Genomic DNA, 20,861 nt, shown 5'->3' with positions numbered 1-20,861 from the left:
ATGCCCGGTGCGACGGCTTTTTTCTGGGGCGGCTCCCAGACGCGCTTCAAGCAACGGCTTCGCTGCGCCGCTCCTGCGCATAGCGCACCAAGGCGGCGAAGCGATAGATGCCGTGCACGAACTTGCCGTAGGGCAAGGTGATGAACAGCGCGAACACGGCACCGAGATGCAGCGCGAGCAGCGGCCCCATGGCAGCGGTCTCGCGCAGGATCAGTAGCAGCATGCCGGTGAGGCCGGTCAGGAACAGCATGGCGATGAAGCCGACATCCATGCCGTAGCGAGTCTCGTCGAGCAGCGCCGGATCGCGCCGCATCTTGGCCGCGAAGAGACCGATCGGGCCTATGATCAGGCCGATGCCGCCGAGCGTGCCCAGCACCACAGGCAGGTCCCACCACGGATACGGTGCCTCGCGGCCGAGCAGATAATGATAGAGCGTCGCGACCGAAGTGGCCGCAAAGCACAGGATGAAGCCGTAGAAGGTCAGGTGATGATACAGCTTGCGCCGGTCGGTCGGCTTGTCGTCTTCGTTGTAGCAGCCGACACCGCCGCCATGGAGATAGCGCAGCTCGCCGGCATCGCGGATCGCCTGGAAGATCGAACCGCCGTCGGCCCGGCCGCCGATCGGGGTGCCGATGTCGCGCCAGAAAGCGCGCACGCTCATGACCAGCGCGAGAACGGCATAGAGGAATGCGGCGCTGAACAATACGGCCATCGCGTTATGCGGCATCAGTCTGTAGAAGGCGCCGGGACCGGTGTGCACGCCGAACAGCACGCTGCGGTCATTCAGGGCGGCGAAGCCGAGGATGAAGGCCGCCATGCTGAACGCGGCGATGATGCTGATGACGAGACCATTGCGGACGAAGGCGCCGGACAGCGCGCCCGGCCAGGCATAGGCCGCATAGGACTCGGCGCGCGCGACCGCCAGCGTCTTCGGGACGTTGACGTTGAACTCGTGCGGCGGCGAGAACTGGCAGTCGACATAGCAGGCGCCGCAGGCGTGGCAGAGATTGGCGAGATAATTGAGGTCGCCGTCCGAGAAGGCGCGGCGCATCTCCATGGCAGGAAACACCGCGCAAAGACCCTCGCAATAGCGGCAGGAATTGCAGACCGTCATCAGGCGGTCGGCTTCGTCCAGGATTCTGGTTCCGTGCATGGCTCTACTTCGTCAGGCCTTTGCCCTCGAGCCATTTCTGGATCAGGGCGGCGACCTCGAGGTTGTTCTTGTCCATCATCACCATATGCGAATTGCCCTTGATGCCGGCCTGCGGGAGGTCGACGATGTCGACGCTGCCGCCGGCTGCCTTGATGGCGTCGGCAAAGGCGACGCCGTTGGCGCGGATCTTGGGCCAGCGCGAGTCGCGCTCGATATAGTCGCCGTAGATGACGAGGGTCGGAATGGTCTTCAGCACGTCCGCCTTGGCGGGATCGCCGATGCCGGCCGGCTCGATCGCGATCAGCGCCTTGACCTTGTCGGGCCGGGCTTGGGCGACCTTGAAGCCGAAGCTGCCGGCCTGGCTATGGAACAGAATCACCGACGGGCCGACGCGATCGATCTCGGCGATATAGGCGGCAATGATCGCATCGTCCGTCGTGGTCCAGCGCGGCACGTTCTGCTTGACGAAGTTCTCGTAGCCCTCGACCGGAAACTGGCTGCCCGGCAACAGCTTTCGCTTGGCAGGATCGGGATCGTAGGAGCCCGGCCCCTCGCCGATGCGGAAACGCTCGAACGGATTGGCCGTGGTGAGGAAGACCGGCTCGCCCTTGAAGATGTCAGGATATTGCGCCCAGCCCGCGCGCCCGCGCTCCACCGCGTCGGAATTGTAGACCGCCCAGCCCTTGCGCAGGAAATAGTTCAGCCAGCCCTCGCGTCCGTCCGGCGTGGTCTCGTAGGTGACGCCGGTCAGTCCGCCGCCGTGCCACATCAGCAGCGGATAGGCCCCCTTCTCGTTGGCCGGCAGGAAATATTGCACGTACATCTGCTCGACCTGATACGTGCCGTTGGGATCGACCTTGGCCGGCACGCCACCGGGCGTGAACACGACCTCCTTCACCGGCTTGCCGGAGATTTCGACGAGCCGTCCGCCGACATGGAACGAGCCCATATCGCGCAGGGTGATCGGCTCGGCGGCGTGGGCGTGACCTGCGATCAGCAGCGCCGTGAGCGAAGCAATGGCAATGCGCGACATGGTTCCTCCCTGCCTTTTTTCCATTCTAGTTCTTCGCATGGCGGGCCGCTTCCCGCCCTGCGATCCGTCCGAACACGCTGCCGATGGTCATGCCCATGCCGGCCGCGTAACCCTTGCCGAGCACGTTGCCGGCCATGATCTCGCCGGCCGCGAACATGTTGGCCGAGGGCTTGCCATTAGCCATCAGCATCCGCGCTTCCTTGTTCACGCGCGTGCCGAGATAGGTGAAGGTGATGCCAGGCCGCACCGGATAGGCAAGGTAGGGCGGCGTCTCGATCTTGCGCGCCCAGTGCGTCTTCGGCGGCGTGATGTCTTCGGTCACGCAATCATCCAGGATCGTGTGGTCAAAGGTGCCCGGCCGCACCGCGGCGTTGAATTCGGTAATGGTCTTTTCCAGAGCGGCAGGATCGAGCTCGAGCTTGCCGGCGAGCTCCGCCACCGTCTGGCCGGCAATCGGCGGGAACAGCGTCGGCATGAAGCTGGTGACGACGGTGGAATCGAAAATGATGTAGGCGATCTGGTCGGGCTGCGCCGCGACCAGCCGGCCCCAGATGGCGTAGCGCTTCGGCCAGATGTCCTCGCCCTCGTCGTAGAAGCGCTGGGCGTGCTTGTTGACGACGATGCCGAACACGACCGAGTCGTGCCGCGTGATGATGCCGCCGTCGAATTTCGGCGCGCGGGCGTCGATCGCGACGGCATGGCACTGGGTGGGATCGCCGACCTCCTGCACACCCTTGTCGAGCAGCATCTTCAGGATCGAGCCGCGATTATAGGGCGTGCCACGGATCAGGAAATTATCGGCGGCCTCGCCCCAATATTGTTTCAGCCACTCGATGTTGGCCTCGAACCCGCCGGCCGCGGCGACCAGCGAGGTTGCGCGGATCTCGGTCTCGCCCCTGATCGGCCGTTTCAGGCGTGCAGCGAGGAACATGCCGTCCTCGATCACGAGGTCGGTGACCTCTGCGTCGTATTCGACGTCGACGCCGAGCCGCTCCGCGGTCAGATAGAGCGCGTTCAGCATCGCGCGGCCGCCGCCAAGGAAGAAGGAATTGGTGCGGCCAAGGCTGAGCGTACCGCCGAGCGAGGGCTGCCAGCGCACGCCCTGCTCCACGATCCAGTTCAGGATGTCCTTGGACTCGCGGATCATGTGGCGGGCGAGCACCTCGTCGGTCTTTCCGCCGGTGACGCGCAGCAGATCCTCCCAAAACTCCTCCTCGGTGTAGGGACCGGTCAGGATTTCGGTGGCAGCGTCATGAGCGCAGCGCATGTTGCGGGTGTGGCGAGTGTTGCCGCCCCGGTAGAATTTTGGCGCGCCTTCGAGCACCAGCACCGAGGCTCCGCCGCGCCGCGCCGCGATCGCCGCGCACAGCGCAGCATTGCCGCCTCCGATCACCAGCACGTCGTACTTGCTGCTCATGCCGTCTGTCCGATGCGACGAAATTGGAGACATTCTGCCCGCCGGCGGCTTCGACCGATCGGGGCGCCATTGCGTACTTTTGTATACAAAGATATACATCAGGGGCGCAAGCGGCGTCTCTGCATGGGCAGGATGCGTTGCGCGGTTCGAGGCAATATGGCCAGACGCCCGGCGAAGGCAGGCGGAACGATCGTGCGCAGCGGCGGTGTTGCGCTTGGCGAAGCCGTGTTCCGCTCGCTCTGCGAGGCGCTCCAGGCCGGCAGCTATCGCGCCGGCGACCGCTTGCGCGAGGAGGAGGTCGCGCAGCGGCTCAAGGTCAGCCGCACGCCGGTTCGGGAAGCCCTCGGCCGGCTTGCCGCACGCGGTTTCGTCGAACCGGCCGCGGGCCGCGGGGTGATCGTCCGCAACCTCGACATCTCCGAGGTGCTCGAACTCTACGCCATGCGCGAGATCATGGAAGGTGCCGCCGCGCGCCTCGCCGCCGAGCACGCCTCAGCGCCGGAGATCGACGCGCTCAGGGACATCGAGCAGGCCTTCGTCGGGGCTTCCGCGACCGACGCCGCCGAGCTGGCGAGGCTGAACCGCGCCTTCCACGAGGCGATCTGCCGCGCCGCGCGCAACCGCTATCTCGACAACGCTTCGCGCGAATTGCAGGATTGGATCGCCCTGCTCGGCCCGACCACCTTCACCATATCGGGCCGCCCCTCGACCAGTCACGACGAACACCAGGCCATCATCGACGCCATCGGCGCGCGCGATGGTGACAAGGCCGAGCAGCTTGCGCGCGCACACATCCGCGAGGCGCTGCGCTGCCGGCTGAGACTGCTGCAGAAGCAGTAGGCGCGAGCCGCCTCAGGCAATCACGTCCGCAGCGATCGCCTTCGACGCGTCCCTCACATCGGTGGGTTTGAGCCGCACCTGCAGGCCGCGCTGACCACCATTGAGATAGACGAGATCATGCCCGAGCGCGCTCTGCTCGATTACGGTCGGTACCTGCTTGCGCTGGCCGAACGGGCTGATGCCGCCGACCTTGTAACCGGTGACGCGCTCGGCCTCGGGCGGCTTCATCATCTGTGCCGACTTGCCGCCGACAGCAGCGGCGAGCTTCTTCATCGAGACTTCTTGGTCGGAGGGGACGACCACGCAGACCGGCTTGCCGTCGACCAGCGCCATCAGCGTCTTGAGGACGCGTGCCGGCTCCTCGCCGAGCGCGGCGGCGGCCTGCAGCCCGATGCTCTCGGCGTCAGGATCGTAGTCGTAGGCATGGACGGTGAAGGCAACACCAGCGGCCGTGAGCGCCCAGGTGGCAGGGGTGACTTTTGACATGCGGCATATCTACCACCGTCATTGCGAGGAGCGAAGCGGTGTCGGTGGAGGTACAACTACTCGCTACAAATTCAGGTGTCGTCCCCGCGCACGCGGGGACCCATAACCCCAGGGAGGAGTTTGGCGAAGACTCGACGATTGGTACTTAGTCCGTCTGCAATCGCGAGATCACGCGGTATGGGTCCCCGCGTGCGCGGGGACGACGGCGGAGTTTGGAAGCGCTATGCCGCCAAACTCCAAGGGGAGAAGGTCTTCCCTACTCCGCCGCGTCCCGCATTTCCACGCGCTCGGCCCTGGCCGCGCAGAACTTGAATTCCGGGATCTTGCCGAACGGATCGAGCGCCGGGTTGGTCAACAGGTTGGCCGCGGCTTCCGCGTAGCAGAACGGCATGAACACCATGTTCTCGGGCACGTCGCGGTCGGAGCGCACCTTGACCTCGACCGCACCGCGGCGGGTCTCCAGGCGAATGAAATCGCCGGGCATGAGGTTCTTCTTGCGCATGTCCTTCGGCGACATGAAGGCGACCGCCTCGGGCTCGATCTGGTCGAGGACCTGGGCGCGGCGCGTCATCGAGCCGGTGTGCCAGTGCTCCAGCACGCGCCCGGTCGAAAGCACCATGGGATATTCGTCGTCGGGAATCTCGTCCGGCGGGATCACCTTGGCCGGCACGATCTTGCCGCGGCCGCTCGCGGTCGGGAAGCCCGTGGTGAAGATGATCTCGTTGCCGGGCTTGTCGGGCGCGTCGACCGGATAGGTCACCGCGCCTTCGCGCACCAGCCGCGCCCAGGTGATGTTCTTCAGCGACGGCATCAGCTCCGCCATCTCGGTGAAGACGTCGCCGGGACCGGAATAACTCCACGGCAAGCCCATGCGCTTGCCGATCTCCTGAATGATCCAGAGATCCTGCCGCGCATCGCCCGGCGGCTTGATCACCTGACGCGCGAGCTGGACGCGGCGATCGGTGTTGGTGAAAGAGCCGTCCTTCTCCGCGAAGGCCGAGGCCGGCAGGATCACGTCGGCGTGGAACGCGGTCTCGGTGACGAAGAGATCCTGCACCACGAGATGATCGAGCATGGCGAGCGCGTGGCGTGCGTGCTGGAGATCGGGATCGGACATCGCGGGGTTCTCACCCTCGATATACATGCCCTTGATCTCGCCGGCATGGATCGCGTTCATGATCTCGACGACGGTCAGGCCGCGGACGGGATCAAGATCCTGCTGCCAGAGCTTTTCGAAGCTGCCGCGCAGATCGTCGCGCCCCACCGGCTGATAGTCCGGCAGGAACATCGGGATCAGGCCGGCATCAGAGGCTCCTTGCACGTTGTTCTGGCCGCGCAGCGGATGCAGGCCGGTGCCGGGACGGCCGACCTGGCCGGTGATCAGCGCGAGCGCGATCAGGCAGCGCGCATTGTCGGTGCCGTGGACATGCTGGCTGATGCCCATACCCCAGAAGATGATCGACGACTTTGCCCGCGCATAGGTTCGCGCCACCTCGCGCAGGGTCTGCGCCGGGATGCCGCAGATCGGCTCCATCTTCTCCGGCGTGAATTCCTTGATCTTCTCCTTGAGCTCCTCGAAGCCTTCGGTATAGCCGGCGATGTATTGGTCGTCGGTCAGGCCTTCGGTGATGATCGTGTTGATCATCGCATTCAGCATGGCAACGTCGGAGCCGGGCTTGAACTGCAGATGCTTGGTCGCGTGGCGCGACAGCGTCTGCCTACGAGGATCCATCACGAACAGCTTGGCGCCGTTCTGCTTGACGGCGTTCTTGATGAAGGTGGCGGCGACCGGATGGTTCACGGTCGGGTTTGCGCCGATCACGATGATGACTTCGGCGTCCATCGCCGCCGAAAACGGCGCCGACACCGCACCCGAGCTCAGGCCTTCGAACAGCGCGGCGACCGAGGAGGCGTGGCACAGCCGGGTGCAATGGTCGACATTGTTCGAGCCGAAACCGGTGCGCACCAGCTTCTGGAACAGATAGGCCTCTTCGTTCGAGCCCTTGGCCGAGCCGAAGCCGGCCAGCGCCTTCACGCCCTTTTCGTCGCGGATCTTGACCAGCCCCTTGGCGGCGATGTCGAGCGCTTCCTCCCAGCTCGCTTCGCGGAAATGGGTGAAGGGGTTGGCCGGATCGACCTGGTCGTTGGCATCCTTCTTCGCATTCGGCAGCCGCACCAGCGGTTTGGTCAGGCGATGCGGATGGTGAATGTAGTCGAAGCCGAAGCGGCCCTTGACGCAAAGACGGTTGTGATTGGCGGGGCCGTCGCGGCCTTCTGCATAGATCACCTTCTCGTCCTTGACCTCATAGGTGACCTGACAGCCGACGCCGCAGAACGGGCAGAGCGAATCCACCTTCTTGTCGGCATAAGTCACGCGAGTCTGCTTGTCGTCGAGCATCACGGCCGGCATCAGCGCGCCGGTCGGACAGGCCTGCACGCATTCGCCGCAGGCGACGCAAGTGGACTCGCCCATGGGATCGTCGAAGTCGAACACGATTTTCGAGTCGTGATTACGATAGGCCATGCCGATGACGTCGTTGACCTGAACCTCGCGACAGGCACGCACGCACAGGCCGCACTGGATGCAGGCATCGAGATTGACGCGCATCGCGGGATGGCTGGCGTCGGTCGCCCAGCGCTCGGCGGCGGGGAAGCGGCTCTCGGTGACGCCCGTGGTCTCCGCCCAGTGCCAGAATTTCGAATCCGGATCGTGGCTGGTCTCGCGCGCCGGCTGGTCGGCGACGAGCAGCTCCATCACCATCTTCTGCGCCGACACCGCCCGCGCGCTCTCGGTCTTGACCTTCATGCCGACCGACGGCGTGCGCTTGCAGGACGCGGCGAGCACACGTTCGCCCTCGATCTCGACCATGCAGGCGCGGCAATTGCCATCGGGGCGATAGTCGGGCGCCGGCGAATAGCACAGATGCGGGATGTCACGGCCCTGCCGTTTTGCGACTTGCCAGATCGTCTCGCCGGGTTTGGCCTCGACCTGCTTGCCGTCGAGCTCGAACGTAATCTTGGTCATTCGGCCGCTTCCTTGAACTCGTCAGGGAAATATTTGATCACGGAGCTGAGCGGATTCGATGCCGCCTGTCCAAGCCCGCAGATCGAGGCATCGCGCATCGCCTGGCTCAATTCTTCCAGCAGAGCCCGATTCCAGACCGGCTTTTGCATCAGCAGCGCCGCCTTCTGGGTTCCGACACGACATGGCGTGCACTGGCCGCAGCTCTCGTCCTCGAAGAACTTCATCAGGTTGAGCGCGGCCGCGCGCACGCTGTCCTTTTGCGACAGGATCACGATCGCCGCCGAACCGATGAAGCAGCCGTATTTCTCCAGCGTGCCGAAATCGAGCGGGATGTCGTCCATCGACGCGGGCAGAATGCCGCCGGACGCGCCGCCCGGCAGGTACGCGTAGAATTGATGGCCGTCGGCCATGCCGCCGCAATATTCGTCGATCAGCTCGCGCACGGTGATGCCCGCAGGCGCCAGCTTCATGCCGGGATTCTTGACGCGGCCCGAGACCGAGAAGCTGCGCAGACCCTGTCGCTCGTGGCGGCCGTGGCCCTTCCACCAGTCGGCGCCCTTCTCGACGATGTCGCGCACCCACCACAGCGTCTCGATGTTGTTGATCAGCGTCGGCAGACCGAACAGGCCGACCTGGAACGGATAAGGCGGCTTGTGCCTGGGCAGGCCGCGCTTTCCTTCGATGCTCTCGAGCAGCGAAGATTCCTCGCCGCAGATATAGGCGCCAGCACCGCGACGCATGTGCAGCGTCGGGCCGCCGGGCGGCAGCTTTGCGATCTCGCGCTCCAGGATCTCGCGCGAAGCCGGATATTCGTCGCGCAGATAGATGTAGACGTCGGAGGCCTGCACCACATGCGCGCCGATCAGCATGCCCTCGATGAAGCGGTGCGGATCGCTTTCGAGATAGAAGCGATCCTTGAACGTGCCGGGCTCGCCCTCGTCGCCGTTGATCGCCATCAGCCGCGGGCCGGGTTCGCCGAGCACGGCGCGCCATTTGCGCCCCGTGGGGAAGCCGGCGCCGCCAAGGCCGCGGAGCGAAGCGTCGTCGAGCGCCTTCAAGAGATCGTCCGTCGACAATTCGCCCGAGCGCAGGCGGGCCAGCAGCTTGTAGCCTCCGCCGGCAACATAGGCGTCGTAGCCGACATAGTTCGGCAGATGGGCGTGAGTGTCGCCGGCCTTCGCGGCCGCCATCACATTGGCGACGGTCGCATGATCGACGAAATTGTGCCCGACCTCGGCTGCCGGCGCAGTGTCGCAGCGGCCGACGCAGGGCGCCCGGACGACGCGGATGCCGGGGCCGCCAGCACTTTGCAGGTCCTCGAGCAGCTTCTCGCCACCGAGCATCGCACAGGTCAGGGAGTCGCAGACGCGGATCGTCAGCGGCGCGATGTTAGGCTCGCCCTCCTTCACCACGTCGAAATGCGCATAGAAGGTCGCCGTCTCGAACACTTCGGCGAAAGCGAGCTTCATCTCGTCGGCGAGCGCGGCCAGATGCGCGGCCGAGATCTGAAGATACTTGTCCTGAACGAGGTGCAGATATTCGATCAAGAGATCGCGCCGCCGCGGCCGGTCGCCGAGCAGCTGCTCGATCTCGTGCGCGGCGGTGGGATCGACCTGGCGTCCCTTGGGCGTCGCCTTGGCGCGCCGGCGTCCCTCACCGGGATGCTCGAACGGGCGGACCTCATGCACGTCGTGGCTCATCGATTCGTCTCGATCTCGTCTTTTAGAACGGGTCCAGTTCTAGCTCCTGGCATGCCAGATGCCAAGCAAATTATCATGCTCGCGGAAGCAGTTAAGCGCAGCCCGGCGGCAGCCCTGGATCGCTGCCCGGACACGGCCTTGCGCTCGTCCAACGCGCCGATCGATCAACCGAAGCCCGAATTGGTCCGGAGATCAATAAAGGCTTCCCATGCTGCGATAGCGAAGTCGTATCGAGTTCCACTCCGAGGCTACGGGCGACCCGCCAAGACCCTAATGCTGACGAGTCAGCTCTTGCCCATGCACTCCTCGATATAGAACCAGCGCTCGTCGCCCGCGAGGCCCTTGGCCTTCACGTCCTTGCGGCACTCCTTGAGCTTCGGCTTGTTGGCGCTCCATTTAGCCTTCATGTCCTTGAGCTTCTGCGCGGTCAGCTTGAGCTTGCCGGGCTTGGCCTCGGTCGCGGCCGGCGGCGTTCCGGCCGGTGCCGCGGCGGTCTGCGCGGAAGCGGATTGCAGGGCGCCGGCGACGAGCAGCACGGCGGCGGCACAAACGAGTTGGCGAACCATCGAATTCCCCCAGGGATAATTTAAACAATCGAAATGAGCGGCGGGAGCGCGCAGGCCGCGCTCCCGCTCTTGTTGAATGTGCGCGATCAGAAGATCTTCACCGCGCTCTCCAGCGTCTTCCAGACGCCCCAAGCGAGCGGCACGCCGACGAAGGCCCAGAACATCGCGGCATTGGCGTCCAAACCGCCCTTGCCGATGCCGAACGAGCCGTGCTGGATCGATGCCTCGCTCTTCGCACTGGCCGCCTGCAATCTGGCGACCTCCTCCTGGCTCATGTTCCACTTCGGATCGACCGGCTTGATCATGTAGTTGCAGATCAGACCGGCGATCAGCATGGCGCACAGGATGTACATCGTCGTGTTGTAGAGCTGATCGCGTGGCACGCCCGCCGCGAGCTGGAACTCGCGGATGTAGTTGACCACCACGGGGCCGATGATGCCGGCGGTCGACCAGGCCGTCAGCAGCCGGCCATGGATGGCGCCGACGAACTGGGTTCCGAACATGTCGGCCAGATAGGCCGGCACCGTCGCGAAGCCGCCGCCGTACATCGACAGGATGATGCCGAAGCCCAGCACGAACAGCAATTTCGAGCCCATCGCCGCGAAGGTGGGTGCCAGCGCGTAGAGTGCGATGCCGAGGATGAAGAACGTGTAGTAGGTGTTCTTGCGGCCCATGAGATCCGACATCGAGGCCCAGAAGAAGCGGCCGCCGATATTGAACAGCGACAGCAGGCCGGCAAAGCCCGCGGCGATCGCTGCGATCGCGGCCTTCTGTTCACCCGAAAGCTGGCCGAAGGTCAGCTCCGGATGCCCGATCAGCTTGCCGGCGAAGATCTCCTGGAGCATGGGCGAGGCCATGCCGATCACACCGATGCCCGCCGAGACGTTCAAGCAGAGCACCCACCAGATCAGCCAGAATTGCGGCGTCTTGTGCGCGTTGTTGAGGTGCACATGGTGCTCGGTGATCATCGACTTCTTCTCGCTCGGCGGCGTCCAGCCCTCGGGCTGCCAGCCGGGCGGCGTCACGCGATACGAAAAGGCGCCGATCGTCATGAAGACGAAATAGATCACCCCCATCACGACGAAGGTCTGCCAGACGCCGACGTCCGACGCGCTCTTGAAGTAGTTGATCAAGAGATTGGCGAGCGGCGCACCGATCATCGCGCCACCGCCGAAGCCCATGATGGCCATGCCCGTCGCCATGCCGCGGCGATCGGGGAACCATTTGATCAGCGTCGACACCGGCGAAATGTAGCCGAGGCCAAGCCCGACGCCACCGATGACGCCGGCCCCGAGCCACATGATCCAGAGTTGATGGACGTAGATGCCGAACGCGCCGATCAGGAGGCCTCCCCCCCAGCACAGCGCCGCAACGAAGCCTGCCTTGCGCGGGCCGGCCCGCTCGAGCCAGCCGCCCCAGATCGCGGCGGAGACGCCGAGCAGGACGAAGAACAGCGTGTACATCCAGCCGAGGCTGGCGACCTTCCAGTCGCAAGTCGTGGTGAAGAGCTCCTGCCACAGCGAGATGTCGGCGCAGGCCTTGCTCTGCGAGATGCCGATCGCCCGCGACAGCGGCAGCCAGAACACCGAGAAGCCGTAGGCCATGCCGATGCACAGATGGATGCACAGCGCGGCCGGCGGCACCAGCCAGCGATTGAACCCGGCCTTCGCGATCGTGCGTTCACGATCGAGGAAGCCGGAAGCACCAACCGGTGCATAAACGGTATCGGCAGTCGTCATAAGCATTTCCTCCCAGCGCGGCCTTGCCGGCACATCGGTTTGAGACCGGCCGTGCGCATGCTTGGCAGCCGCGCATGACCGGTCGGACTTCATGCCGAAGTGGAATCGTCTGGCGCGCATCGCCTCGCGTGCGCCGAGCAAGCAACTGATCGCGAGCGATGTCCCTTCGGCTCGCAAGCAGCGTTGCAGTGACGGCTATCGCGCCCTCATCCCCCTCAACACCCTGTCTCAAGGTGAGCAATGGGCGTGCCAGAAGCCGCATCGTGACGATTCAACGACTTCCCGCAGCGCAATGCGCCGCGCCGGACAGAATGTCCCAAATCCCAGGACAAAATGTCCAATCAGGTCGCTTCCGGCAGCCACATGGTGAATGTACTTCCGGAACCGAGGTGGCTTTCGGCCGTGATCTGTCCGCCCTGGCGCTTGATCAGCGTCTGGCTGATGGAGAGGCCGAGCCCGGTGCCCTGCCGCCGTTTGGTCGTGTAGAAGGGGTCGAAGATCTTCTCGATCACCTCAGCGCTCATGCCGATGCCGGTATCGGCGACCTCGATGGCGACGCCTTGATGGCCGTCGCGCTCGGCATCGAAGGAGCGGAGCGTCAGGGTTCCGCCGTCCGGCATGGCGTGGATCGCGTTGACGATGAGATTGACCAGCACCTGCTGCAGCTCGTTCCGGTTCATCAGCACCAGCCGATTGGCGCGGTCGTCCCTGACCACGGCGATCTCGGTCTTGTTCAGAAGATGCTGCACCAGCGGCAGACAGTCGGAGATGACGCTTGCCGGCGCATGGCGCTCGACATAGCCGGCATATTCCTCCGGCCGTGCAAACTGCAGCAGCTTGGTCACGATCTGGCTGATGCGGTGAATCTGCTCGTCGAGCAGGCGAAACTCGACCTTGGCCTTGTCGGCATCGGCTCCGAACACGCTGCGGATGACGTCGAGGTTGCCCTGCATCACCGCGATCGGATTGTTGATCTCGTGGGCGACGCCCGCGGTGATCTCGCCGATCGCAGCCAGCTTCTCGGACATGATGAGCTGCTTGGTGGTCGCCTCGAGCTTGAGATTGGCGTGCTCGAGGTCCCGGGTGCGCTCCAGCACGCGGACGTTAAGCTCCTCGTTCCACTCCCGCAGCTGTCGGTCGCGTTCCTGGATCTGGTCGAGCAGGCCGTCGAGATGAACAGCGACGCGGCCGATCTCGTCGCCCGACACCGGCATCTTGGTGCGAGCGGACAGGTTTCCGCGCTCCACCTCAGCGATCGTCGCGGTGACGCGCTCCAGCGGCATGAAGATGGAGGTCGCCCAGCGCAGGAAGATCGGGACGGTCGCGGCGGTGATCGCGATGAATGCCGCGATGATGATCAACAATGTCTGGTATTTGGCTTCGCTGAACGGCTTCTCCAGAAAGCCGACATAGAGCATGCCGACCCGCTTGCCATAGCTGTCGACCAGCGGCTCGTAAGCGGAGATGTACCAGTCATTGACCACGAAGGCGCTATCGAGCCAGGTGCGCCCCTCGCCCAGCACGGCCGAGCGCACCGCCGCCGACACCCGGGTGCCGAGCGCGCGCCGTCCCTCGAACAGGCGGACGTTGGTCGAGATCCGGACGTCGTCCAGGAACAGCGTCGCGGTACCCTGGCTGCCCTCCGGCAGGCTCGCCGCGCGATAGACCAGATCGTTGATCGTGTCGATGAATTCGAGATTCTGGTTGAGCAGCGTGCCGCCGACCAGCGCCGCGGCGCGACCGTCGGGCAGCATCGCCCGACTTGCCGCATGCACAACCATGCCGCGCGTCTCCGTGCTGCGGTCGGTCGGCACCGCGTTGGGGGTCGGCACGAGGTCCAATCGCGCGCGCTCGGCCAGGGCCGGTGAAATTGCGGCGAGCTCGTCATTGCCGAAAATGTCGACGCCCGTCGCAGCGACCTCGCCCGACAGCGCCGCCATGATGATCGGCCAGTCAAGTCTCGGTTGATGCTGTAGCGGCGGCGATGAGGCCAGCACCTCGCCGCGATCGTTGGTCAGATACAGGAAGTCGAGACCGATTTCCTTGCGGGTCTCGTCGAGCAGATCCCGTAAGGAGCCGCGCGCATCCGGCGCCAGCACCTCGTGGAAGCGGGCCGACAGGCCGAGCGCCCGGATCTGGACGCCGGTCTTTTCCAGGATGCGGGCGAGATATTGGTGGGCGATGGTGAGATCGCCGTTCACCTTGGAGATCAGGGTCGCGTCGAATTTCGCGTTCCAGCGATAGATCGCGACGCCGAGCAGGAGCGGCAGGATGACCAGCATCGGCAGCAAAGCGATCGCGAGCAGCCGGAAGCGGACGGAGCGTCCCCGCACGAACTCGCCGCTGCGGCCGGCACCATCAGACATCCCACAACGCGCATTTGCGGTCGATGGTCTTGCGCGAGATACCGAGGCGCCGAGCCGCCTCCTCGCGATTGCCGTTGACCTCCTTCAGCACGCCGAGGATGTGACGGCGCTCGAGCTCGGCAAGACTGTCGGCGGGCGCCGACTGACCGTCGTTGCGGGAACCGGCGAAATCGTCGGGGAAAGCGCCGAGGATCAGCGTGCGCTCGATCAGATTGCGCAACTCCCGCACGTTGCCTGGCCAGTCATAGCTTGCGAGCGCCGCCCGCACCGAGGCGTCGATCGGCACCGGCGGCATGCCGAGCTGAGCCGACAGCTTGCTCATGAAGATGCTGGCAAGCTCCTGCACGTCATCGCCGCGATCCTTCAGGAGCGGCAAATGGATCTGCATCACGTTGAGCCGGTAGAACAGATCGGCTCGGAAACGCCCCCTCTCGACCTCCTTCTGAAGCTCGGCATTGGTCGCGAAGATGAAGCGCAGGTCGACCGGAACTTCGCGCTCGGAGCCGACCGGACGGACGCGGCGGTCTTCGAGCACGCGGAGCAGCTTGCTCTGCATCGGCAGCGGCAGCTCCCCGATCTCGTCGAGGAACAGCGTGCCGCCATGGGCATACAGGAACAGGCCCTCGCGCCCCGAATCGGCGCCGGTGAAGGCGCCCTTGATGTGTCCGAACAGCTCGGCCTCGATCATGTCGGGCGGGATCGCCGCGCAATTCACGGGCACGAACGGCTTGTCCGCGCGGTCGGACAGCGAGTGGATCGAGCGCGCCGCCACTTCCTTGCCGGTGCCGGATGCGCCGGTGAGGAGGACCGAGGTCGGCAGGCGCGCGACGCGTGCGATGGTCTCACGCACACGCAGTGTCGCCGCCGACTGTCCGATCAGATTGTCGCGCAGAAAGGCGCGGTCGGACGAGGCACGCAAAGCATAGCGCAGGACATAATTCTCGCGCTGGAGGCGGACACGGTCGAGGCATCGCGCCACGGCATTGAGGATCTGGTTGGAGCGGAACGGCTTGAGCACGAAATCGGCCGCACCCGCGCGCAGGGCCTGGATCGCGGTGTCGAGGTCGGCATAGGCGGTAATCAGGATGGCGTCGGCGAAAAAGCCGACGGCGCGCTGCTCGGCGAGCCAATCGACGCCATTCTTGCCTGGCATGATGTTGTCGAGAATGACGACGTCGTAGCGGTTGGAATCGAGCTTGCGCGAGGCTTGGTCGGTATCGGCCGCCTCGTCCACCAGCTTGCAGCGCGGTCCAAGCGTGCGCACCAGGAAATTGCGCATGCCCGGCTCGTCGTCGACGATCAGGATGGAGGCCTGCGCCAACGCGCCGAACTCCGGCCCTGCAGCCGTCTTGCCGGGCTTGACGGCAGGCTCGCGGCCCGCCGCGGGAGTTGCGGCTGCGCTTGCCCTCGATGTTGAGAAAGTCATGCCCGACGTCTTAGGTTTGAGATCATCCACCGCAACGATCGGCGCCTTTCGCATTGCAGCGAAGCTCCGGCCGTTTCCCCCGCGGGGGTATCATAGTCAAACGTCGCCGCCGTGAATATTCGCCTTTCTACGGGGCGTCGCCCTTTTCGACCAGGAACACGATGCGCGCGTCGTTGCGCTCGGTGATCTCGACCTTGTCGCCGGTCTCGCGGATCAGATTCGGAATGTCAATCACCGACAGCGGATCGGTGCAGTGAACCTCGAGCTGATCGCCGGGTTGCAATGGCTTGAGCGCCTTGCGCGTCTTCAGGGCGGGCAGCGGGCATTTCAGTCCGGTGAGATCGAGCGTCGTTCTGGTCATGGGCGCAACATGGCGGGACGAAACGATGGCGTCAACGCAAGGCCCCTAGAGCAGATCGGCGTAGGGCAAAAAGCCTACATCCTGCCCGGGCTCGACGGCCGTGATGCTCTCACCGAGTTCGACGAGGCCGTCGGTCTCGACCAGCGAGGACAAAAGCCCCGCTCCCTCGCGCGGAAACTTGATGGCTTCGAGCCGGCCGTCCTGCGCGCGTCGCAGCGAGGCGCGCACATATTCACGCCGGCCCGCCTTCTTCTTGTAGGTAAACGCGGCGCGCAACGGGATCGGCGTCAACGGCTCCGGCAGGCCGCCCGCCAGCGCCAGCACTGTCGGCCGCACCACATGGACGAATGTCACGAAACTCGCGACGGGATTGCCGGGCAATCCGATCAGCGGCGTGCCGTCGATGATCCCCATCGCCACGGGCCGGCCGGGCTTGATCGCCATCCGCCACAGCACCAGCGAGCCGATGCTCTCGACCGCGGCCTTGACGTGGTCCTCCTCGCCGGTCGCGACACCGCCGGTGGTGAGGATCAGGTCGTGGCGCCCTGCCACCTGCTTCAGGCCGCTCGCGAGCGAGGTACGCTCGTCGCGCAGAATGCCGAGGTCGCTGACCTCGCAGCCGAGCCGGCGCAGCATCGCCATCAGCATGAAGCGATTGGAATCGAACAGCTGCGAGGGCGCGCGCGGCTCACCGGGCGAGGCCAGCTCGTCACCGGTCGAGAACACCGCAACGCGAATGCGCCTGACCATGTCGAGGCTGGTCAGACCGAACGCTGCCGCGAGCGCGACGTGTTGCGGCCGCAAGCGCTGGCCCGCGGGCAGCGCAACTCGTCCCTGGGGGATGTCCTCGCCCGCGGGCCGGACATTGGCTCCAGGCTTCAGTCCCGGCGGCAGCACGATCCTGCCGGCCTCATCGATGCGGACATCTTCCTGCATGAAGACGGTCTTCGCATCCGGCGGCATCGGCGCGCCCGTGAAGATGCGCGCGGTGTGGCCGGGCTTGATCGGTGCTTGCGCAAGGCCGCCCGCCGGAATGCGGCCATCGAGTGGGAACGCCCGCTCCACGCCTTGCGGAAGATCGGCATCGCGCACGGCGTAGCCGTCGACGGCGGAGTTGGTGAAGGGCGGCAACGGCAGCGGCGCCACGACGTCGCGCGCCAGCACGCGCCCGTCTGCATCGGTGAGCCTCACCGTCTCCAGATCGGCGATCGCGTTGACGCGCGTCGTGATCAGGCCCACGGCCTCGTCGACCGACATCATCGGGCCGCCGAAGGCAAAGCAATCGTCCGACAGTTGCGCCATGGTGCCTCGTCAGCGTATTGCGGCGCTCTTCGCCACCACCTCCTCGACCGGCATCGCCGCGCGCAGCAGCAATGCCGCAGCAGCGTCGATATCGTCGAGATGGACAGTCGGCAGCCGCGTGTCAATGGCGGCATCGGTCGCGATGCCGGCAATGCCGGGATCGTCGGGAAACAGCAGCGGTTTGCCGTTCGCCGCGCGATGGACCTCGATCTTGCGATGCGGCTCGCGCTTGAAACCCTCGACCACGACGAGATCAACGGCGGAAAGCTTGCCCAATAGTTCCGGCAGCCGCGGCTCAGCCGCGCCGCGCAATTCGTGCATCAGGGCCCAGCGGTTTGACGACGCAACCAGCACCTCGGCCGCACCGGCCTCGCGATGCCGCCAGGAATCCTTGCCGGGCACGTCGACGTCGAACTGGTGATGCGCATGCTTGATCACCGAGACGCGCAGGCCTTGCGCGTTGAAATGCGGAATCAGGCGGGCCAACAGCGTGGTCTTGCCAGCACCGCTCCAGCCTGCAAGGCCGATGACTTTCATTCCAGCTCTCTCTTCGCAACCGGCGACCGCCGATGGAACCTTCGGTCCATCCCCGTCATTGCGAGGAGCCCTTGCGACGAAGCAATCCAGACTGCCACCGCGGAGATAGTCTGGATTGCTTCGCTGCGCTCGCAATGACCAGGAGGCATTTTACCCATTCCCGATCATGCTTATATCGGCTTGAGCGGAATGTCATGCTAACCTCGCGGCCATGATGAAGATCGACAAAGCTCCGGTGCCCCTGATCGTCCCCAATCCGGACGACCCACGCCTGACCCAGAGCGTGACCGGGACTGACCAGACCGGTGCCAGGGTCGAGATCAAGGTGCCAATGGAGCGGCCTCTGACGCTCTACCTGAATGCCCAGGAGATCGTCACCATGATGACGATCGGCGACTATCCGGAATATCTGGCGCTCGGCTATCTCTTGAACCAGAACATGCTGAAATATAATGACGCGGTCACCGAGGTCGAATACGACGACGACCTCCAGGTGGTCGTGGTGCGCACCGAACATCACACCAATTTCGAAGCCAAGCTGAAGAAGCGAACGCAGACCTCGGGGTGCGCGCAAGGTACCGCTTTCGGCGATCTGTTAGAGGCCGTCGAAAGCGTCGCGCTGCCGAAGGCGGAGCTGCGCACATCCTGGCTGTACCAGATGACGCAGACCATCAACACGATGCCCTCGCTCTATCTCGAAGCCGGTGCGATCCACGGCTGCGTGCTGTGCAAGGAGGGCACCCCGCTCTGCTACACCGAGGATGTCGGCCGCCACAATGCCGTCGACAAGATCGCCGGCTGGATGTATCGCCACGGCGTCGACCCCAGCGACAAGATCCTCTACACCACCGGGCGTCTCACCTCGGAGATGGTGATCAAGACGGTGCGCATGGGCATTCCGATCCTGGTGTCGCGCTCCGGCTTCACCGCCTGGGGCGTCGATCTCGCACGCCAGGTCGGTCTGACGCTGGTCGGCCGCACCCGCGGCAAGCGCTTCATCGTCCTCGCGGGCGAGGAGCGCATCGTCTACGACCAGGACCTCGCTTACGTCGAGGAGGAATCGGCGAAGCACAAGCGCAAGGGTGAAGCTGGTGACGACTGAATTTCCGGCCACGCAAGGTGTGCTGCTCGCCGGCGGTCTCGCCCGCCGCATGGGCGGCGGCGACAAGCCGATGCGCACCATCGGCGGCCGCACCATTTTGGAACGCGTGATCGCGCGCCTGAAGCCTCAATGCAGTGGGTTGATCCTCAATGCCAACGGCGATCCCGCGCGTTTCGCCGCGTTCGGCTTGCCGGTCGTCGCGGACGACGTACCCGGCTTTCCCGGCCCGCTCGCCGGCATCCTTGCCGCGCTCGACTGGACCGCGGCAAATCGGCCGGGCGTCGAATGGGTGCTCAGCGCCGCCGGCGACTGTCCGTTCCTGCCGCGCGATCTGGTCGCCCGCCTGCATGACGCGCGGAGCCGAGAGAACGCGCAGCTCGCGGTTGCCGCATCCGGCGAGCAGTCGCACCCCGTGATCGGCCTGTGGCGGGTCGCCTTGCGCGACCAGCTGCGCCATGCCCTGGTCGTCGAAGACCTCCGCAAGATCGACCGCTGGACCGCCCGCTATCCGCTGGCGACCGTGACGTGGCCGGCCGAGCCACTCGATCCCTTCTTCAACGCCAATACGGTCGAGGACATCGCCGAAGCCGAGCGGCTCGCGGCACTGGATGACGCGGCCTAACGGCCACGAAACGGCGGAGCCCGGCGGCTCGGGCAGCGACAGGATCAATCCGCCAGCGGCGCCTCCCAGGCATCGTAGCCGTAAACCCAGCTCGTATCGGTGCGCTCCTTCAACCAGATGTTCGCGCGCGAGGTTTCCTGCACCCGCGTCGTGCGCGCTTTGCGCGTCGCCTCGAAGCGGCGGAACGCATCCGCGAGCCGGTCGCGATCGACACCTTGGAGGCAACGCGACAGCACCGCAGCATCCTCGATCGCCATGGCCGCGCCTTGCGCCATGTAGGGTGTCATCGGGTGGCAGGCATCGCCGAGCAAAGTCGCCTTGCCGTCGGCCCAACGGTCGAGCGCCTCCCGGTCCATGATCGCCCATTTGTGCACGTCGGGGCAGGCCGCGAGCACTTGGCCGACTTGCGGATGAAAGCCTTCGAACGAGGCGCGCAGGTCGCGCACATCGCCCTTTGCCGACCACGACTCGATGCGGAAGTCCGGTTCGGGCTGGCTGGTGACGAGATAGACCTCGCTGCGATCAGGCTTGACGTAATAGATCACGATGTGGCGGTCCTCGCCCCACCATTTGGTGCAGTCGTCGATCTCTGCGCCTGCGAGCAATGCGGCGGGATAGGTGGTGCGGTAGGCGATGCGGCCGGTGAACCGGGCTGGCGCGGTGTCGAACAGGATATCGCGCACCGCCGAATGCACGCCGTCCGCGCCGACCACGGCATCGGCGACGGCGCTGGTGCCGTCGGCAAAGCTCAGCCGGACGCCATCTGTGGCCTCGTCGAGGCCGACCAGCTTGTGATTGAGCTTCACGAGCTCGGCCGGCACGACGCTCGCCAGTGCCGCATGCAAATCACCGCGATGGGCAAGCAGATAGGGTGCGCCGAATTTCTCTTCCGCGCTCTCCCCAAAAATCATGTCGAACTTGATGTCGCCGCTCTTCCAGTCGCGGTTGTTCCAGGAGCGTGGATAGAAGGAGTGCTCGCGCATCCGCGCTTCCAGTCCCAGCGCACGCAGCACCTTCATCGCGTTGCAGCCGATCTGGATGCCGGCGCCGATGCGGGCGAATTGCGAGGCCTGCTCGTAGACGATGACATTGATACCGACACGTCTCAGCGCCGCGGCGGTCGCAAGCCCGCCCATGCCGGCACCGACGATCGCAACCGAGAGCGGTCTCGCCATCGCGTCCCCTA

General features: G+C 65.1%; 17 protein-coding genes. 3 read left to right on the top strand and 14 right to left on the bottom strand.

Features of this window, described 5'->3' with window-relative positions; all coding sequences use genetic code 11:
* Positions 1-46 precede the first annotated feature (46 nt).
* From tcuB to tcuA, 3 genes are read right to left on the bottom strand one after another with little or no spacing between them, the layout of a single operon-like run.
* Positions 47-1,153, bottom strand: coding sequence for a tricarballylate utilization 4Fe-4S protein TcuB (gene tcuB, locus UNPA324_RS31460; RefSeq protein WP_141937840.1), 1,107 nt, complete (start codon positions 1,151-1,153; stop codon positions 47-49).
* A 4-nt stretch (positions 1,154-1,157) separates the two neighbouring features.
* Complete coding sequence (locus UNPA324_RS31455; RefSeq protein ID WP_128916048.1) at positions 1,158-2,186, bottom strand: alpha/beta hydrolase; 1,029 nt, start codon at positions 2,184-2,186, stop codon at positions 1,158-1,160.
* 25 nt (positions 2,187-2,211) lie between these two features.
* Positions 2,212-3,603 carry an FAD-dependent tricarballylate dehydrogenase TcuA gene (tcuA, locus tag UNPA324_RS31450; protein WP_128916047.1) on the bottom strand — a complete coding sequence of 464 codons (1,392 nt, stop codon included), beginning with the start codon at positions 3,601-3,603 and terminating at the stop codon, positions 2,212-2,214.
* Positions 3,604-3,759: 156 nt separating this feature from the next.
* Between tcuA and UNPA324_RS31445 the strand changes: the two genes are divergently transcribed.
* Positions 3,760-4,443, top strand: coding sequence for a GntR family transcriptional regulator (locus UNPA324_RS31445; RefSeq protein WP_164935803.1), 684 nt, complete (start codon positions 3,760-3,762; stop codon positions 4,441-4,443).
* 12 nt (positions 4,444-4,455) lie between these two features.
* Here the strand turns inward: UNPA324_RS31445 and ybaK are convergent, their stop codons facing one another.
* The 10 genes from ybaK to mobB all read right to left on the bottom strand — a co-directional run bounded on the left by ybaK (position 4,456) and on the right by mobB (position 17,951).
* Positions 4,456-4,929 (bottom strand): Cys-tRNA(Pro) deacylase, encoded by a 474-nt coding sequence (gene ybaK / locus UNPA324_RS31440; protein WP_141937838.1) that lies wholly within the window; start codon positions 4,927-4,929, stop codon positions 4,456-4,458.
* Between the two features lie 256 nt (positions 4,930-5,185).
* Positions 5,186-7,954, bottom strand: a complete 2,769-nt coding sequence (gene fdhF / locus UNPA324_RS31435) for a formate dehydrogenase subunit alpha (protein ID WP_128916044.1) — start codon at positions 7,952-7,954, stop codon at positions 5,186-5,188.
* Positions 7,951-9,654, bottom strand: coding sequence for an NADH-ubiquinone oxidoreductase-F iron-sulfur binding region domain-containing protein (locus UNPA324_RS31430; RefSeq protein ID WP_128916043.1), 1,704 nt, complete (start codon positions 9,652-9,654; stop codon positions 7,951-7,953). Before UNPA324_RS31430 ends, fdhF begins: the two co-directional genes overlap by 4 nt.
* A 284-nt stretch (positions 9,655-9,938) precedes the next feature.
* Complete coding sequence (locus UNPA324_RS31425; protein WP_128916042.1) at positions 9,939-10,220, bottom strand: hypothetical protein; 282 nt, start codon at positions 10,218-10,220, stop codon at positions 9,939-9,941.
* 86 nt (positions 10,221-10,306) lie between these two features.
* The gene (locus UNPA324_RS31420; protein ID WP_128916041.1) at positions 10,307-11,959 is read right to left on the bottom strand and encodes an OFA family MFS transporter; all 1,653 of its coding nucleotides are present in this window, start codon (positions 11,957-11,959) and stop codon (positions 10,307-10,309) included.
* A 341-nt stretch (positions 11,960-12,300) separates the two neighbouring features.
* The gene (locus tag UNPA324_RS31415; RefSeq protein ID WP_128916040.1) at positions 12,301-14,325 is read right to left on the bottom strand and encodes a sensor histidine kinase; all 2,025 of its coding nucleotides are present in this window, start codon (positions 14,323-14,325) and stop codon (positions 12,301-12,303) included.
* On the bottom strand, positions 14,318-15,751 hold the full coding sequence (locus tag UNPA324_RS31410; protein WP_128916039.1) for a sigma-54-dependent transcriptional regulator: 1,434 nt from the start codon (positions 15,749-15,751) through the stop codon (positions 14,318-14,320). Before UNPA324_RS31410 ends, UNPA324_RS31415 begins: the two co-directional genes overlap by 8 nt.
* Positions 15,752-15,878: 127 nt before the next feature.
* On the bottom strand, positions 15,879-16,112 hold the full coding sequence (locus UNPA324_RS31405) for a sulfurtransferase TusA family protein (protein ID WP_128916038.1): 234 nt from the start codon (positions 16,110-16,112) through the stop codon (positions 15,879-15,881).
* A 45-nt stretch (positions 16,113-16,157) separates the two neighbouring features.
* A complete protein-coding gene (locus UNPA324_RS31400; protein ID WP_141937836.1) occupies positions 16,158-17,414 on the bottom strand; it encodes a molybdopterin molybdotransferase MoeA in 1,257 nt (418 codons plus the stop codon).
* A gap of 9 nt (positions 17,415-17,423) precedes the next feature.
* Positions 17,424-17,951, bottom strand: a complete 528-nt coding sequence (gene mobB, locus UNPA324_RS31395; protein WP_128916036.1) for a molybdopterin-guanine dinucleotide biosynthesis protein B — start codon at positions 17,949-17,951, stop codon at positions 17,424-17,426.
* A gap of 211 nt (positions 17,952-18,162) precedes the next feature.
* Between mobB and fdhD the strand changes: the two genes are divergently transcribed.
* Both fdhD and mobA read left to right on the top strand, forming a co-directional pair.
* Positions 18,163-19,053 (top strand): formate dehydrogenase accessory sulfurtransferase FdhD, encoded by an 891-nt coding sequence (gene fdhD, locus UNPA324_RS31385; RefSeq protein ID WP_128916034.1) that lies wholly within the window; start codon positions 18,163-18,165, stop codon positions 19,051-19,053.
* Positions 19,034-19,675: a molybdenum cofactor guanylyltransferase MobA gene (mobA, locus tag UNPA324_RS31380; protein WP_128916033.1), complete on the top strand. Its 642-nt coding sequence runs from the start codon at positions 19,034-19,036 to the stop codon at positions 19,673-19,675. Before fdhD ends, mobA begins: the two co-directional genes overlap by 20 nt.
* A gap of 44 nt (positions 19,676-19,719) precedes the next feature.
* Here mobA and UNPA324_RS31375 read toward each other — a convergent pair whose 3' ends face one another.
* The gene (locus tag UNPA324_RS31375; protein WP_128916032.1) at positions 19,720-20,850 is read right to left on the bottom strand and encodes an FAD-dependent monooxygenase; all 1,131 of its coding nucleotides are present in this window, start codon (positions 20,848-20,850) and stop codon (positions 19,720-19,722) included.
* Positions 20,851-20,861 lie beyond the last annotated feature (11 nt).

This window comes from Bradyrhizobium sp. UNPA324 (genome assembly GCF_006658635.1).
GTDB lineage: Bacteria > Pseudomonadota > Alphaproteobacteria > Rhizobiales > Xanthobacteraceae > Bradyrhizobium > Bradyrhizobium nanningense.
This window is presented reverse-complemented; position numbering and strand designations above follow the sequence as displayed.

Excerpts from the sequence above, each read along its gene's own strand:
- tcuB (WP_141937840.1), bottom strand. The coding sequence starts at position 1,153 with ATGCACGGAACCAGAATCCTGGACGAAGCCGACCGCCTGATGACGGTC.
- UNPA324_RS31455 (WP_128916048.1), bottom strand. The coding sequence starts at position 2,186 with ATGTCGCGCATTGCCATTGCTTCGCTCACGGCGCTGCTGATCGCAGGT.
- tcuA (WP_128916047.1), bottom strand. The coding sequence starts at position 3,603 with ATGAGCAGCAAGTACGACGTGCTGGTGATCGGAGGCGGCAATGCTGCG.
- UNPA324_RS31445 (WP_164935803.1), top strand. The coding sequence starts at position 3,760 with ATGGCCAGACGCCCGGCGAAGGCAGGCGGAACGATCGTGCGCAGCGGC.
- ybaK (WP_141937838.1), bottom strand. The coding sequence starts at position 4,929 with ATGTCAAAAGTCACCCCTGCCACCTGGGCGCTCACGGCCGCTGGTGTT.
- fdhF (WP_128916044.1), bottom strand. The coding sequence starts at position 7,954 with ATGACCAAGATTACGTTCGAGCTCGACGGCAAGCAGGTCGAGGCCAAA.
- UNPA324_RS31430 (WP_128916043.1), bottom strand. The coding sequence starts at position 9,654 with ATGAGCCACGACGTGCATGAGGTCCGCCCGTTCGAGCATCCCGGTGAG.
- UNPA324_RS31425 (WP_128916042.1), bottom strand. The coding sequence starts at position 10,220 with ATGGTTCGCCAACTCGTTTGTGCCGCCGCCGTGCTGCTCGTCGCCGGC.
- UNPA324_RS31420 (WP_128916041.1), bottom strand. The coding sequence starts at position 11,959 with ATGACGACTGCCGATACCGTTTATGCACCGGTTGGTGCTTCCGGCTTC.
- UNPA324_RS31415 (WP_128916040.1), bottom strand. The coding sequence starts at position 14,325 with ATGTCTGATGGTGCCGGCCGCAGCGGCGAGTTCGTGCGGGGACGCTCC.
- UNPA324_RS31410 (WP_128916039.1), bottom strand. The coding sequence starts at position 15,751 with ATGACTTTCTCAACATCGAGGGCAAGCGCAGCCGCAACTCCCGCGGCG.
- UNPA324_RS31405 (WP_128916038.1), bottom strand. The coding sequence starts at position 16,112 with ATGACCAGAACGACGCTCGATCTCACCGGACTGAAATGCCCGCTGCCC.
- UNPA324_RS31400 (WP_141937836.1), bottom strand. The coding sequence starts at position 17,414 with ATGGCGCAACTGTCGGACGATTGCTTTGCCTTCGGCGGCCCGATGATG.
- mobB (WP_128916036.1), bottom strand. The coding sequence starts at position 17,951 with ATGAAAGTCATCGGCCTTGCAGGCTGGAGCGGTGCTGGCAAGACCACG.
- fdhD (WP_128916034.1), top strand. The coding sequence starts at position 18,163 with ATGATGAAGATCGACAAAGCTCCGGTGCCCCTGATCGTCCCCAATCCG.
- UNPA324_RS31375 (WP_128916032.1), bottom strand. The coding sequence starts at position 20,850 with ATGGCGAGACCGCTCTCGGTTGCGATCGTCGGTGCCGGCATGGGCGGG.